Origin of the sequence: Oceaniovalibus guishaninsula JLT2003 (assembly GCF_000299575.1) — a bacterium.
GTDB classification, from domain to species: domain Bacteria; phylum Pseudomonadota; class Alphaproteobacteria; order Rhodobacterales; family Rhodobacteraceae; genus Palleronia; species Palleronia guishaninsula.
Genome location: NZ_AMGO01000006.1, coordinates 61759 through 76364, shown reverse-complemented (window position 1 = coordinate 76364; position 14606 = coordinate 61759). Strand labels below are relative to the sequence as shown.

The window sequence follows — 14606 nt, the reverse complement described above, 5'->3', positions numbered from 1 at the left end:
CCCTTGCAACCGCCCGTCCGGCGGGACCAGACTGCATCCGACGCCCGATCCCAAGGTGAACAGATGGCCGACCCCAAAGCCGGACGCAAGCTGCGCAGCCAGGAATGGTTCGACAACCCGGACAATCCCGGCATGACCGCGCTCTATATCGAGCGGTATCTGAACCAGGAATATACCCGCCCCGAATTGCAGGGCGCCCGGCCCATCGTCGGCATCGCCCAGACCGGCAGCGATCTGGTGCCCTGCAACAAGATCCACGTCTTCCTGACGGACCGCATCAAGGCCGGTATCCGCGACGCGGGCGGCGTCCCGATGGAGTTTCCGACCCATCCCTTGCAGGAAACCGGCAAGCGACCCACGGCGGCGCTGGACCGCAACCTGGCGTATCTGAGTTTGGTCGAGGTGCTGCACGGCTATCCCATCGACGGCGTGGTGCTGACCACGGGCTGCGACAAGACCACGCCCGCCATGCTGATGGGGGCCGCGACCGTGGACATCCCGGCCATCGTGCTGTCGGGCGGCCCCATGCTGGACGGGCACTGGCAGGGCAAGCTGGTGGGCAGCGGCACGGTCATCTGGGAAAGCCGCCGCCTGCTGGCGGAAGGCGAGATCGGCTATGACGAATTCATGGAACGCGTCTGCGCCAGCGCGCCCAGCCTGGGGCATTGCAACACGATGGGCACCGCCAGCACGATGAACGCCATGGCCGAGGCGCTGGGCATGTCGCTGACGGGCTGTTCGGCCATCCCCGCGCCCTTCCGCGAACGCATGGCGATGGCCTATCGCACCGGGCGCCGCGCGGTCGAGCTGGTGCGCGAGGATCTGAAACCCTCCGACATCCTGACCCGCGCGGCGTTCGAGAACGCGATCGTCGTCAACTCGGCCATCGGCGGATCGACCAACGCGCCGCCGCACCTTCAGGCCATCGCGCGCCATGCCGGGGTGGATCTGGACGTCACCGACTGGGAAAGCGTCGGCTTTCACATCCCGCTGCTGCTGAACATGCAACCCGCCGGCGAGTTTCTGGGCGAGGCGTTCTATCGCGCGGGGGGTGTCCCCGCGATCATGGGCGAGCTGGATCGCGCGGGCCATATCCGGCGCGATCCCATGACCGTCACCGGTCGGGCGATGGGCGGCAATATCCGCGACATCCGGTCCGGGGATTCCACCGTGATCCGGTCCTGCAACGAGCCCCTGCGCGCCGATGCGGGGTTCCGGGTGCTGCACGGCAACCTCTTTGACAGCGCGCTGATGAAATCCAGCGTCATCTCTGTCGATTTCGCCCGCCGCTATCTCAGCCATCCGGGGCGCGAGGGCATCCACGAAGCGCGCGCCGTCGTGTTCGACGGCCCCGAGGATTACCACCACCGCATCAACGACCCCGCCCTCGACATCGACGCCGAGACGATCCTGTTCATCCGCGGCGTGGGCTGCGTCGGCTATCCCGGCTCGGCCGAGGTGGTGAACATGCTGCCGCCCGACGCGGTGGTGCGGCAGGGCGTGAACCATCTGCCCACTGTGGGCGACGGGCGGCAATCGGGCACCAGCGAATCGCCCTCGATCCTCAACGCCTCGCCCGAGGCGGCGGTGGGCGGCGGGCTGGCCTATCTGCGCACCGGCGACAGGGTGCGGCTGGACCTGAACGAAGGCACGCTGACGGCGCTGGTGGACGACGGCGAATGGCAGCGGCGCAAGGCCGACTGGACGCCGCCGCACCTGGTCAGCCAGACGCCGTGGCAGGAAATCTATCGCACCCATGTCGGGCAACTGGACAAGGGCGGGTGCCTGGAACTGGCGACCGCCTATCGTCGGGTGGCGCGCGACCTGCCGCGGGACAGCCACTGATGCCGCGCGGCATGATCGTCACCGGCGCGGGCAGCGGCATCGGCCGCGCGGTGGCGTCGCTGGCGCTGGAGCGCGGCTGGCGGGTGGGTCTGCTGGGCCGGACGCGCGCGACGCTGGAAGAAACGGCGGCGGGCCGCCGGGACGCGCTGGTGCTGCCCTGCGACGTGACAGACGAAGCCGATGTCGAAGCCGCCTTCGCGCAGGCCGCCGGGGCCTGGGGCCGGATCGATGCGGTGTTCAACAATGCCGGAACCGGCGCCCCCGCCGCGCCCATCGACGAGATCGCGCTGGCGGACTGGCGCCGGGTTTGCGACGTGAACATTACCGGCGCGTTCCTGGTCGCCCGCGCGGCCTTCGGCCAGATGCGGCGGCAGGATCCGCAGGGCGGGCGCATCATTAACAACGGATCGATCAGCGCCCATGTCCCGCGCCCCGGCACCGCGCCCTACACGATGAGCAAGCACGCGATGACGGGGCTGACGCGCGCGCTCAGCCTCGACGGGCGGGCCTATGGCATCGCCTGCGGCCAGATCGACATCGGCAACGCGCTGACCGACATGTCGGCGGCCTTCACGCGCGGCGTCGCGCAGGCCGACGGATCGGTGCGGGCCGAGCCGGTGATGGATGTGGCGCATGTGGCGACATCGGTGCTTTACATGGCCGAGCTGCCCGAAGGGGCGAACGTGCAGTTCCACACGATCATGGCGACGGCGATGCCCTTCATCGGGCGCGGCTAGCGAGGGGCCGGCCCCTCGCGCTCCCCGGGGTATTTGAAGAAAGATGAAGGGGCGATCAGACCGGCGTGACCAGCGGGCGTCCCTTTAGGAACGCCGCGATGTTTTCGCGCTGCACCCGTCCCATCGCGCTGCGCGTCTCGACCGTGGCCGAGGCCTGATGCGGTTGCAGCAGCACGTTGGGCAGATCCAGAAAGCGCGGATCGGGGTCGGGTTCGGACCGGAACACGTCCAGCGCCGCACCCCTGATGCGGTTGTCACGCAGGGCCGCGATCAGCGCGTCCTCGTCCACCGTCGATCCGCGCGAAATGTTGACGAGGATGCCGTCCGGCCCCAGCGCGTCGATCACCTGGGCCGAGACATAGCCGTCCGTTCCCGGCCCGCCCACCAGCGACACGAACAGGAAATCGACCGCGGCCGCCAGATCGACCGGGTCGGGATGGAAGGTCCAGCCCGGCGTCTTCTTTTCGGACCGCGAATGATAGTGGATGTCCATGTCGAACCCGGTCAGCCGGTGCGCGATGGCGTGGCCGATCCGCCCCAGCCCCATGATCCCCGCCCGCTTGCCGCTGACCTTGCGGTTCAGCGCCATCGGGCCGTCTGCGGCCCAGGCGCCCGATGTGACGTGACGGTGCCCCTGCACGATCTGCCGCGACTGCGCCAGCAGCAGCGCCACCGCCAGATCGGCCACGTCGTCGTTCAGAACGTCGGGGGTGTTGGTGATGGCGATGCCGCGCGCGCGGGCGGCATCGGCGTCGATGGCGTCATAGCCCACGCCGAAATTGGCGATCAGCTCCAGCTTCGGCAGCCGCGCGATGGCTTGCGCGGGAAAGGGCGTGTGCCCCTTGAACGCCACGATCCGCACGGCGTCGCGGTCGTCGGCCGGCAGATCCGCGATCCCGTCCGCGACCGTCAGCCAGATCACGCGGCCCATCCGTTCCAGCGCGTCGCGGTCCCAGGGGTCGTAGCCGCCGATCGCGATGATGGTTTCCGTCATGTCGCCCCCTGATCCCTGTCCCCCGATCTGCGCGGCGCCCACGCCTTGTGTCAAGCGGGGGCGGCGGCGTATCAGGGGGGGCGCGAAACCCCGGAGGGTGCCATGAACTGCGTCTTCGTCCAGATCCGCTGCCGCCCCGGCGCCACCTACAAGGTCGCCGACGAGATCGTCCTGCGCGAGATCCATTCCGAGCTTTATTCGACCAGCGGCGACTACGATCTGCTGGTCAAGCTCTACATTCCCGAAGGACAGGATACCGGCAAGTTCATCAACGACGAGCTGGCGGTGATACCGGGGATCGAGCGGACGCTGACGACGCTGACCTTCCGCGCGTTCTAGGGCGGAACCGCGTCCGGCGGCGCGGCTTGGAAGGGACATCAACCGCAACAGCCGGAGGCAGAAATGTTCCACCATTCCAGCAAGCTGCAATACCAGGTCCGCGTCGATACGCCCGATCCGCAATTCGCCAAATACCTGCAACAGGCCATCGGCGGGATCGAGGGCGAAATCCGTGTCGCCATGCAGTATTTCTTTCAGGCGATGGGTGCGCGCGGCGATGCCAAATACCGCGACCTGCTGATGATGACCGCGACCGAGGAACTCAGCCATATCGAGTTTCTGGGCCATGCCGTCGCGCTGAACCTCGAAGGCGCGCCCGTCACCGCGCAGGAGGAGGCCGCGAAGGATCCGATCATCCATGCCATCATGGGCGGCGCCAATCCGCGCCACATCCTGTCGTCGGGCCTGTCGGCGATGCCCGTCAACGCCAACGGCGTGCCCTTCGACATGAGCCACGTCTATGCGAGCGGAAACCTGGCCGCCGACATGATGGCCAACGTGACGGCCGAGTCGACCGGCCGCGTCCTGGCCAGCCGGCTTTACAACATGACCGAGGACAGCGGCATGAGGGACATGCTGTCGTTCCTGATCGCGCGCGACACGATGCACCAGCAGCAATGGCTGGCCGTCATCGAGGAGCTGGGCGGGATGGAGGCGAACTTTCCCATTCCCAACGCAACCCCGCCCGAGCACGAGGCGACCGAACATTCGTATTACTTCCTCAACACGTCGCTGGACGAACCGACGCCGCAGGGCCGCTGGATGCACGGGCCGTCCTTCGACGGCCGGTCCGAGTTCAGCGCCCGCGACAAGCCCGAGCCGCTGGGCCAGAAGCCCGATCTGGGCAAGGCGCGGCCGCATTCGGGCGCGCAGAAGCAGCAGATGTGACGGACAGGGCAGGGCCGGTCGCTGGACGCGGGGCGCCTGTTGGGCCTAGATGCGCGCCATGACCGACCTTGCCCGCCTCATCGCCACCGCACGCGGCGACCTGCCTGCCGATCTGGTGCTGCGCGGCGGCGCGGTGCTGGATGTGGCGACCGGCGACACCGTTCCCGGCGACGTGGCCATATGCGGCAGCACCGTCGCCGGGATCGGGGCGGATTACGACGGCGCGCGCATCCTCGACGTCACCGGCCTGACGCTGGTGCCGGGCTTCATCGACACGCATCTGCATATCGAGTCCAGCCTCGTCACCCCGTTCGAATTCGACCGCTGCGTCGCGCCGCGCGGCGTCACCACCGCCATCTGCGACCCGCACGAGATCGCCAACGTGCTGGGCGTGGACGGCATCCGCTGGTTCCTGGACGCCGCCGCCGGCATGGTGATGGACCTGCGGGTCATGCTGTCGTCCTGCGTGCCCTCGACCGACATGGAAACGTCCGGGGCCGATATCGACGCCGCGGCGCTGGTGGCGCTGCGCGACCATCCGGCGGCGCTGGGTCTGGCCGAATTCATGAACTATCCCGGTGTCATTCACCGCGATCCGGGCGCGCTGGCCAAGCTGACGGCATTCAGGGGCGCCCATATCGACGGCCATGCGCCGCAGCTTACGGGGCGCGACCTTAACGCCTATATCGCCGCCGGCATCCGCACCGAGCACGAGGCGACGACCGAGGGCGAGGCGCGCGAGAAGCTGCGCAAGGGGATGCGGATCCTGATCCGCGAAGGATCGGTCAGCAAGGATCTGGACGCGCTGCTGCCGCTGATGACCGAACGGCTGTCGCCCTATCTGGCCTTCTGCACCGACGACCGCAATCCGCTGGATATCGGCGAGCAGGGGCATATCGACCACATGATCCGCCACGCCATCGCGCGCGGCGTCGATCCGCTGGTCGCCTATCGCGTCGCGTCCCTGTCCGCGGCCGAGGCGTTCGGGCTGAAGGATCGCGGCCAGATCGCGCCGGGCAAGCGCGCCGACATCGTGGCGGTCGGATCGCTGGCGGAATGCGATGCGCGGCTGGTACTGTGCAACGGCATCGTCGCGGATGCGGCCGCCTTCGATGCCCGCGCGCCGCTGCCCTCCATCGGCCGCGACAGCGTTCGCGCGCCGACGATAACCCGCGACACCTTCCGCGCCGCATCGAACCGGGCCGAAACCGATGTCATCGGCATCCTGCCCGGCAAGATCATCACCGAACATCTGACCGAATCCGTCCCGCCCCAGGACGGCGACAAGCGCCCCGATCCCGCCCGCGATCTGGCGCGCATCACCGTGATCGAACGGCACGGCAGGAACGGCAATGTCGCCTCGGGCTTCGTGCGCGGCTTCGGGTTGCGGGCGGGGGCCATCGCCTCGACCGTGTGCCACGACCATCACAACATCGTGGCCGTGGGCGTCGGTTACGACGACATGGCGCTGGCCTGCGCGCGGCTGGGCCGGATCGAGGGCGGCTTCGTCGTCGCCCGCGACGGCGCGGTGCTGGCCGAACTGGCCCTGCCCGTCGCGGGATTGATGAGCCTCGATCCCTTCGAATCCGTGCGCGATGACCTGGTAGCGCTGCGCCGCGCGGCCCGGTCGCTGGGCGTCACCCTGGACGAGCCGTTCCTGCAACTGGCCTTCCTCGCCCTGCCGGTCATCCCGGCGCTGAAGATCACCGACCGCGGCATGGTTGACGTGACCCGGTTCGCCATCATCTGATGGCCGCCGTATCCGGGGATGCCCGCTTGACCGATCTGGAAGACATCATCGCCTGTCCGCAATGCGACACGCTGCATGTGGCGCGCATTCCGGCCTTGGGCCAGCGGGCGATCTGTCGGCGTTGCGGCTATGTGCTGATCGCGCCGCGGCGGGGGGCCTATCTGCGCACCATCGCGCTGGCGCTGACCGTCACCATCCTGATGATCGGCGCCACGTTCTTCCCCTTCCTCGACGTGCGTGTCGCGGGCATGTCGAACGCGTCGTCGCTGTTCGACACCGCGCTGGCCTTCGTGGACGGCGGCATCATGACGGCGCTGTCTGTCGCCGTCGCCGCGCTGATCGTGCTGATCCCGGTGCTGCGGTCGCTGCTGGTGCTCTACGTCGTCGCGCCTCTGGCCATCGACCGCGCCCCGTTGCCGCAGGCGGCGGCGGCGTTCCGGCTTTCGGAAAACCTGCGCCCCTGGTCGATGGCCGAGATCTTCGTCATCGGCTGCGCGGTGGCGCTGGTGAAGGTGGGCGATCTGGCGCGGGTGGGCTACGGCCCGGCCTTCTGGATGTTCGCGGCGCTGGTCGTCGTCATCCTGTTGCAGGAAAGCCTTATCTCGCGGTGGATGATTTGGCGCGACCTCGATCCGAAGAACCGCCCCGCATGACCGCGCCGATCCGCACCGCGCGCGAAAGCGGCCTTGTCGCCTGCACCCGCTGCGCCCGCGTCTGGCCGATGGGCACGGCCGAATGCGCGCGCTGCGGATCGGCCTTGCAGTCGCGCGACACGCGGTCGCTGCAACGGGTCTGGGCGTGGCTGATCGTCGGCTTCATGTGCTACATTCCGGCCAACCTGTTTCCCATGCTCAAGACCCGCGTGCTGTTCACCGAAACCGACGCCACCATCGTCGGCGGCGCGGTCGAGCTGATCCATCACGGCGCGCTGGGGATCGCGCTGGTCATCCTGGTGGCCAGCGTCGGCATCCCCATCGGCAAGTTCGTGGCCATCGCCTATCTGGCGCTGACCATCTCGCGGCCGGCCGCGTTATCGTCGCATCGACGCCACAAACTTTACGAACTGGTCGAGTTCATCGGCCGCTGGTCGATGATCGACGTGTTCGTCGTTGCCATCCTCAGCGCGCTTGTGCAACTCAGCGTCGTGGCGTCCATCAATCCCGGCCCGGCCGCGATCACCTTCGCGCTGTCGGTGATCTTCACCATGCTGGCGGCGCAAAGTTTCGACCCCCGGATGATCTGGGACAGTGGCAGCGAAAGGGCCCGATGACAGACCTGCCGCCCGATGCCGTCCCCGAGCCCGAGATCAAGCCGGCCCGCCGCAGTCTTCTGGACCGCGTGTCGGTGGTGTGGATTGTGCCCATCGGCGCGCTTCTCATCTCGCTGGGCGTCGTCTGGCAAAGCTGGCAGGACGAGGGCCGCCGCATCGAGATCGAGTTCGACAATGCCAGCGGCGTGCGCGCGGGCGAAACCGAACTGCGCTACCGCGACGTGACCGTCGGCATCGTCGAGGAAGTGCGCTTCACCGACGATCTGGAACACGTCCTGGTCGAGGTGCGGCTGGACAAGGAGGTGGGGCCGTTCGTCGATTCCGACGCGCAATTCTGGGTCGTCCGCCCCGAGGTCAGCGCGCGCGGTGTGTCGGGGCTGGAAACGGTGCTGTCGGGCGTCTTCATCGAAGGAAGCTGGGACAGCGTCGCCGGCGAGGATCAGGACCGCTTTCTCGGCCTGTCGTCGCCTCCGCTCATCCGTTACGGCGAGGAGGGGCTGACGATCGTTCTTCGCAGCGAGACGATCAGCGGTCTGTCCAGCGGCACGCCGATCCTCTATCGCGGCATCGAGGTCGGCAAGATCGACAACCTGCGTCTGGGCGAAGATGGGGTGTCGGTCGTCGCCGACGCCTTCATCCGCGCGCCCGAATCGCGGCTGATCACCAGCGCCACGCGGTTCTGGAACACTTCCGGTTTCAGCTTCAGCTTCGGCGCGCAGGGGGCCAAGCTGGACGTGTCGTCCATCGCGGCCCTGCTGGGCGGCGGCGTCGCGTTCGACACCACCGTGTCGGGCGGCGGGCCGGTCGATCCGGGCAGCGTCTTTCGGCTGTTCCCGAACGAGGAAGCCGCGCGCAACAGCGTCTTCGCCGGAACCGGCGGGGGCGAACCCGCGCGCATCGCCGCCATATTCGAGGAATCGGTCGGTGGGCTGGAAGTGGGTGCCAAGGTCGATTTCAACGGCATCGCCGTGGGCGAGGTCGTGGCGCTGACCGGCCTGCTGGACGAGGATCGTTTCGGCGACCGGCAGGTGCGGCTGCTGACGACGCTGGAAATCCGGCCCGGCCGTCTGGGCTTGCCCGACGATTCCACCGCCGACGACGTGCTGGAGTTTCTGGATTTCGCCGTCGCCAGCGGCCTGCGGGCGCAGTTGCAAAGCGCGTCGCTGCTGGGCGGACTTCAGGTCGGGCTGGTGCAGCTCACCGATCCGCCCGATGCCGATTTCGACCCGGATCGCGAACCGTTGCCGATCATCCCGACGACGCCCGCGCAACTATCGGACTTCGCCGACACCGCGCAGGGCGTGTTCAACCGCGTGAACAACCTGCCGATCGAGGAATTGCTCGACAGCGCCATCGCCGTTCTGGGCAGCGTCAACGCGCTGTTGAACGACGAGGGCGTGCGCGAAACCCCCGACGAGGTTCTGGGCCTTCTGGGCGATGTGCGCCGTCTGGTCGCCTCGGACAGCGTGCAGGGTATCCCGGTTCAGGCGTCCGAGGTTCTGGCGTCGCTGCAAGGCACCGCGCAGGAACTGGAATCGCTGGTGCAAAGCATATCCGAGGCGGGTGCGGTCGAGGCGCTGGTCGCCGCCCTGGAAGCGGCCGAGGTTGCGGCCGATTCCGTCTATGAAACGATGGACGAAGCGCCCGAGACGCTGGACGGCATCGACGCCGCCGTGGCCGATCTGGATTTGCTGATCAACGACATCCGCGATCTGCCCTTCGACAGCATCGTGGCCTCGGTGGACGAGATTCTGGCCGAGGTGAACACGCTGGTCGCCGCCCCCGCGACGCAGGGGCTGACCGGCGACGTGTCCGCGCTACTGCGGCAGACCGAAGGGCTGCTGGCCGACATCCGCGGCTCGAACCTGATCGCCAACGCGAATGCGGCGCTCGACACGCTGACCGTCTCGGTCACGGAAATCCGCACCCGGATCGACCCGATCCTGGACGAGGCGTTGACGGCGGCGCGATCCGCCTCGACCGCCATCGACGGGGTTCCGGCGCTGGTCGCGCAACTGGAAAGCCTGGCGTCGAACCTCGACGCGGTGGTGCAGGACGTGGACGATCTGCCGCTCGACACCGTGGTCTCGCGCGTCAACGCCCTGTTGGCCGATGTGAACGCCCTGATCGCCGCGCCCGCCACGACCGAACTGCCCGACGCGCTGAACCAGACCGTCACGCAACTGCGCCTTCTGCTGACCGAACTGCGCGAGGAAAACCTTGTCGGCACCGCCGCCAGCGCGCTGGCCGCGACGGAAAGCGCCGTCACCGACCTCAACGCGCAGCTTGCCCCCGTGCTGGCGGAAGCGCGCCGCGCGGCGCAGGCCGTGGCCGACGCCGCCGACGGCACGCCCGAACTGATCGCCCGCGCGCAGGCCGTCGCCGACGAATTGCAGCGCCTCGTCGCCAATGCCAACGACCTGCCGTTGCAGGAACTGACGCAGCGCGCCAGCGACGTTCTGGCCAGCGCCGACACGCTGATCGGGTCCGACGATACCGCCCGTCTGCCCGGCGCGCTGTCGGACGCGCTGGGCGAGGTGCAGCGCCTGCTGATCGAGGTTCAGGAAGGCGGCCTGGTCGAAAACGCCAATTCCACGCTGGTCTCGGCCCGGCAGGCCGCCGACGCCATCGCCGACGCGTCGGGCGAACTGCCCACGATCGTCGCGCAGTTGAACGCGCTTCTGGGCCAGGCCGAAGGCGTGCTGTCGGGCTACGAGGCGAGCGGGGCGCTGGGCAGCGAGGCGCGATCCACCCTGCGCAGCATCCGCGAGGCGGCGAAATCGGTCGATTCGCTCAGCCGGACCATCGAACGCTCTCCCAATTCCCTGCTTTTCGGACGGTGACATGAGACTTGCCCGCATCCTGCCGCTGCCGCTGCTGCTGCTCGCCGCCTGCGGATCGACGCAGACGATCCGCGTCGATGTGCCGCCCATTCCCGCCGGCGACCGCATCCCCGTCTCGGTCGCCTCGGTCGAGGTGCGCGAAGTGTCGCTGCCGCGCTATGCGGGGCAGGAACCGATCTTCGTGGAAACGCCCGAGGGCACGCTCATCAGCGATGACAACGTGCTCTGGGCCGACGATCCCATCCGCGGCATGACCGAGGAACTGGCCTTCGCGCTGGCGGCGCTGACCCCCGCGCGCGTCGCCGCCGAACCCTGGCCGTTCTTCGACACGCCCGACGCGCGGGTCGAGGTGCGGATCACCCGCGCGCTGGCCGGGCGCGACGGCGTGTTCCGCCTGATCGGGCAATACTACGTCGCTCCCTCGGACGGCGACCGCCCCGATGTCGCCCGCCGCTTCGCGCTGGCGCAGCCCTGGGATGTCGGCAATCGCGGATCGGTCGCCGTGGCGCGCGGGCTGGCCGTGACCGAACTGGCCCGCCTGATCGCGCGCGACGGCCTCTAGCGGTTCGCGCGCAGCCAGTCGGCCACCCGGCCCGCATCCGCGTCGGGCGGAAAGACGGGGTAGTGCACCCGCACGATCATCCCGTCGCGCACGATCATCGTCAGCCGCCGCAGCAGAACCTCGCCCCCGGCCTGAAACCGCGGCAGGTTCAGCGCGTCGGCCAGGTGCAGATGCGCGTCCGACAGCAGCGCGAAGGGCAGGGCCAGCCGTTCCTTCGCCTCGCGCTGCCATGCCGTCGATTGGGTCGAGACGCCGTAGATCGCGGCGACGCCCAGCTCCGCCAGCTCGGCCGCATGGTCGCGATAGGCGCAGCTTTGCGGCGTGCAGCCGCGCGCGCCGGGGATCGTGTCCCAGTCGTCGGGCAGGTCGCGGCCCGGCTGACCGGTCATCGGATAGGCATAGATCACCAGCGTTCCCGGCTCGACCGCCAGCCGCACGTCGGCCCCGTCGGTCGAGGGCAGGGCGATGTCGGGCAAGGCCTGCCCGGTCAGGTGATCCGCCGCGCCGTCATCGGCGGGTTCCGGCAGGGTGTCCCAGTCTGTCTGGCTCATCGCGCGATCCTTTTGCGCCACAATCGCAACCGCGCGCACGGGTTGCAAGCGGCCGCCGCCGCCACTAGCACCCCGCTGATGGCCGATCCCAAGCACCCCGCCGCGCCCTGGCGCAACTTCTATGGACGCCGCAAGGGCCATACCCTGCGCGGCAGCCAGCAGGCGTATCTGGCCGAGGATCTGGCCACGCTGTCCCCCGGCCCGGTGGATTGGGACGTCAATCCCGACCGCCGCAAGCTGGATCTGGCCGCCCGCTTCGGCGACCGCCCCGTCTGGGTCGAGATCGGCTTCGGCGGGGGCGAGCATCTGGTGCATCAGGCCGCCCTGAACCCCCACGTCGCCATCATCGGGGCCGAACCCTATATCAACGGCGTGGCGATGCTGCTGGGCCGCATCCGCGCGGCAGGGGTGGACAACCTGGCCGTCCATCCGGGCGATGCGCGCGACCTGTTCGACGTGCTGCCGGATGCCAGCGTCGGGCGCGCGTTCCTTCTCTACCCCGATCCGTGGCCCAAGGCGCGCCATCACCGCCGCCGCTTCGTCACCCCCGACCATCTGGCGCCGCTGGCCCGCGTCATGGCGAAGGGCGCGGCGTTCCGCATCGCCACCGACATCCCCGATTATGTCCGCCAGACGCTGGAGGAAGTGCCGCGCGCGGGCTTCACCCGCGTCGAGGCGCCGCTGCACGATCCCTGGCCCGACTGGACCCGCACCCGGTACGAATCGAAGGCCTTGCGCGAAGGCCGAACGCCCCATTACCTGACCTTCCGCCGCGATTGACCCGCGCTTGCGCATCCCGGCCCGCCCTGTAGGGTGGCGCCGTTTCGCAGCGAGGCCCGCATGACCCCCCACGGCGACCCCCGCCCCATGACCGCGCGCAGCGGCGGCGCGCTGACCGGCACCGCCGCCATTCCGGGCGACAAGTCCATCAGCCACCGCGCGCTGATCCTGGGCGCGCTGGCCGTCGGCGAGACGCGGATCGACGGACTGCTCGAAGGGCAGGACGTGCTGGATACCGGGCGCGCGATGGCCGCCTTGGGGGCCGAGGTCATACGCCACGGCCCCGGCGCCTGGTCGGTCCACGGCGTCGGCGTCGGCGGTCTGGCCGAACCGGACCGGGTGATCGACTGCGGCAATTCGGGCACCGGCGTGCGGCTGCTGATGGGGGCCGTCGCCACCCATCCCATCGCCGTCACGTTCACCGGCGACGCGTCGCTGAACGCGCGGCCCATGGGGCGCATCACCGATCCGCTGGCGCTGTTCGGGGCGCGGGCCTTCGGGCGGTCGGGCGGGCGGCTGCCGCTGACGCTGATCGGCGCGTCGGATCCGGTGCCGGTGGATTACACCACGCCCATGGCCTCGGCGCAGGTCAAGTCCGCGATCCTGCTGGCGGCGCTGAACGCCCGCGGCCCCACCATCGTGACCGAGCGCGAGCCGACGCGGGACCATTCCGAACGCATGCTCGCCGCCTTCGGTGCCGACATTGCGACCGAACGCACGAACGAAGGCCACGTCATCACCCTACAGGGCCAGCCCGAACTGCGTCCCCAGACCGTCGCCGTTCCGTGCGATCCGTCCAGCGCCGCCTTCCCCGTCTGCGCGGCGCTGATCGTGCCCGGATCCGACGTTCTGGTGCCGGGGATCGGCCTCAACCCCACCCGCGCCGGGCTGTACGAGACGCTGCGCGAGATGGGCGGGGATCTGACCTATGAAAACCCGCGCGACGAAGGCGGTGAACCCGTGGCCGACCTGCGCGCGCGCTTTTCGCCCGACATGCGCGGCATCACCGTGCCGCCGGACCGCGCCGCGTCGATGATCGACGAATACCCGATCCTGTCGGTCGTCGCCGCCTTCGCCCAAGGCGTCACCGAAATGCCGGGCACCGCCGAACTGCGCGTCAAGGAAAGCGACCGCATCGACGCGATGGCGCGCGGCCTGCGCGATTGCGGCGTCGCCGTGGACGAAGGCCCCGACTGGTGGTCGGTCGCGGGGCGCGGGCCGGGCGGCGTTCCGGGCGGCGCCACCGTCGCGGCGCGGCTGGACCACCGTATCGCGATGGCGTTCCTCTGCCTCGGGCTTGCCGCGCGCGCGGGCGTGACGGTGGACGATGCCGGTCCCATCGCCACATCCTTTCCCGCCTTCATCGACCTCATGCGCGATCTTGGCGCGACCTTCGTGCAGGGGGACGCGCGATGATCTTCACCGTCGCCATCGACGGCCCCGCCGCCGCCGGCAAGGGCACCATCGGCCGGGCGGTGGCCGAACGCTTCGGGTTCGCGCATCTCGATACCGGGTTGCTTTACCGCGCGGTCGGCGCGCGTGCGCTGGCGGGCGACGATCCCGCCGCCGCCGCCGCCGACCTGACGGCCGACGATCTGGCCCGCCCCGACCTGCGGACCGCCGCCGTGGCCGAGGCGGCCAGCCGCGCCGCCGCCCTTCCCGCCGTCCGCGCGGCGCTGCTGGATTTTCAGCGCCGCTTCGCCCGGCGCGAGGGTGGCGCGGTGCTGGACGGGCGCGACATCGGCACCGTCATCTGCCCCGACGCGCAGGTGAAGCTTTACGTCACCGCCAGCGCCGAAATCCGCGCCGCGCGCCGCCATGCCGAACTGGCCGCGACGGGCATCGCGCTGGCGCAGGTGCTCGACGACGTGCGCGCCCGCGATGCCCGCGATGCCGGCCGCAGCGACGCGCCCATGCGCCCGGCCGACGACGCGCTGCTGCTCGACACCACCGATCTGTCCATCGACGAGGCCGTCGCCCGTGCCCTCGCCGCCGTCGGGCAGGCGATGGGCTGACCGCGCCTTGCCAATCGGCGCGCCCTCGCCTA

General features: G+C 69.5%; 14 protein-coding genes. 12 read left to right on the top strand and 2 right to left on the bottom strand.

What is annotated here, in order from left to right:
* Positions 1–63 precede the first annotated feature (63 nt).
* Positions 64–1845, top strand: a complete 1782-nt coding sequence (locus OCGS_RS01360) for an IlvD/Edd family dehydratase (RefSeq protein ID WP_007425416.1) — start codon at positions 64–66, stop codon at positions 1843–1845.
* The gene (locus OCGS_RS01355) at positions 1845–2582 is read left to right on the top strand and encodes an SDR family oxidoreductase (protein ID WP_007425415.1); all 738 of its coding nucleotides are present in this window, start codon (positions 1845–1847) and stop codon (positions 2580–2582) included. The genes OCGS_RS01360 and OCGS_RS01355 overlap by 1 nt, the downstream gene beginning before the upstream one ends.
* 55 nt (positions 2583–2637) lie before the next feature.
* Here OCGS_RS01355 and OCGS_RS01350 read toward each other — a convergent pair whose 3' ends face one another.
* Positions 2638–3576 (bottom strand): 2-hydroxyacid dehydrogenase, encoded by a 939-nt coding sequence (locus OCGS_RS01350; protein ID WP_007425414.1) that lies wholly within the window; start codon positions 3574–3576, stop codon positions 2638–2640.
* 102 nt (positions 3577–3678) lie between these two features.
* Between OCGS_RS01350 and OCGS_RS01345 the strand changes: the two genes are divergently transcribed.
* The 7 genes from OCGS_RS01345 to OCGS_RS01315 all read left to right on the top strand — a co-directional run bounded on the left by OCGS_RS01345 (position 3679) and on the right by OCGS_RS01315 (position 11228).
* Positions 3679–3915, top strand: a complete 237-nt coding sequence (locus tag OCGS_RS01345) for an Lrp/AsnC ligand binding domain-containing protein (RefSeq protein WP_007425413.1) — start codon at positions 3679–3681, stop codon at positions 3913–3915.
* A gap of 63 nt (positions 3916–3978) precedes the next feature.
* Positions 3979–4803 (top strand): manganese catalase family protein, encoded by an 825-nt coding sequence (locus tag OCGS_RS01340; protein ID WP_007425412.1) that lies wholly within the window; start codon positions 3979–3981, stop codon positions 4801–4803.
* A gap of 58 nt (positions 4804–4861) precedes the next feature.
* On the top strand, positions 4862–6553 hold the full coding sequence (gene ade, locus OCGS_RS01335) for an adenine deaminase (RefSeq protein WP_040610294.1): 1692 nt from the start codon (positions 4862–4864) through the stop codon (positions 6551–6553).
* A gap of 26 nt (positions 6554–6579) precedes the next feature.
* Positions 6580–7206 carry a paraquat-inducible protein A gene (locus OCGS_RS01330; protein WP_007425410.1) on the top strand — a complete coding sequence of 209 codons (627 nt, stop codon included), beginning with the start codon at positions 6580–6582 and terminating at the stop codon, positions 7204–7206.
* Positions 7203–7823 carry a paraquat-inducible protein A gene (locus OCGS_RS01325; RefSeq protein WP_007425409.1) on the top strand — a complete coding sequence of 207 codons (621 nt, stop codon included), beginning with the start codon at positions 7203–7205 and terminating at the stop codon, positions 7821–7823. Before OCGS_RS01330 ends, OCGS_RS01325 begins: the two co-directional genes overlap by 4 nt.
* Entirely contained in the window at positions 7820–10666 is a 2847-nt protein-coding gene (locus OCGS_RS01320; RefSeq protein ID WP_007425408.1) for an MlaD family protein, read from the top strand. The genes OCGS_RS01325 and OCGS_RS01320 overlap by 4 nt, the downstream gene beginning before the upstream one ends.
* A 1-nt stretch (position 10667) precedes the next feature.
* Positions 10668–11228 (top strand): PqiC family protein, encoded by a 561-nt coding sequence (locus OCGS_RS01315; protein ID WP_007425407.1) that lies wholly within the window; start codon positions 10668–10670, stop codon positions 11226–11228.
* Here the strand turns inward: OCGS_RS01315 and OCGS_RS01310 are convergent.
* Positions 11225–11779, bottom strand: a complete 555-nt coding sequence (locus tag OCGS_RS01310) for a peroxiredoxin (protein WP_007425406.1) — start codon at positions 11777–11779, stop codon at positions 11225–11227. The two genes, OCGS_RS01315 and OCGS_RS01310, sit on opposite strands and share 4 nt — an antisense overlap.
* A gap of 78 nt (positions 11780–11857) precedes the next feature.
* On the opposite strand from OCGS_RS01310, the gene trmB reads away from it, so the two are divergent.
* Genes trmB through OCGS_RS01295 form a run of 3 tightly spaced genes read left to right on the top strand, consistent with a single transcriptional unit; the run spans position 11858 to position 14574 of the window.
* Complete coding sequence (gene trmB / locus OCGS_RS01305; RefSeq protein ID WP_007425405.1) at positions 11858–12559, top strand: tRNA (guanine(46)-N(7))-methyltransferase TrmB; 702 nt, start codon at positions 11858–11860, stop codon at positions 12557–12559.
* 60 nt (positions 12560–12619) lie between these two features.
* Positions 12620–13975, top strand: a complete 1356-nt coding sequence (gene aroA / locus OCGS_RS01300; protein ID WP_007425404.1) for a 3-phosphoshikimate 1-carboxyvinyltransferase — start codon at positions 12620–12622, stop codon at positions 13973–13975.
* Complete coding sequence (locus OCGS_RS01295) at positions 13972–14574, top strand: (d)CMP kinase (RefSeq protein WP_007425403.1); 603 nt, start codon at positions 13972–13974, stop codon at positions 14572–14574. Before aroA ends, OCGS_RS01295 begins: the two co-directional genes overlap by 4 nt.
* Positions 14575–14606 lie beyond the last annotated feature (32 nt).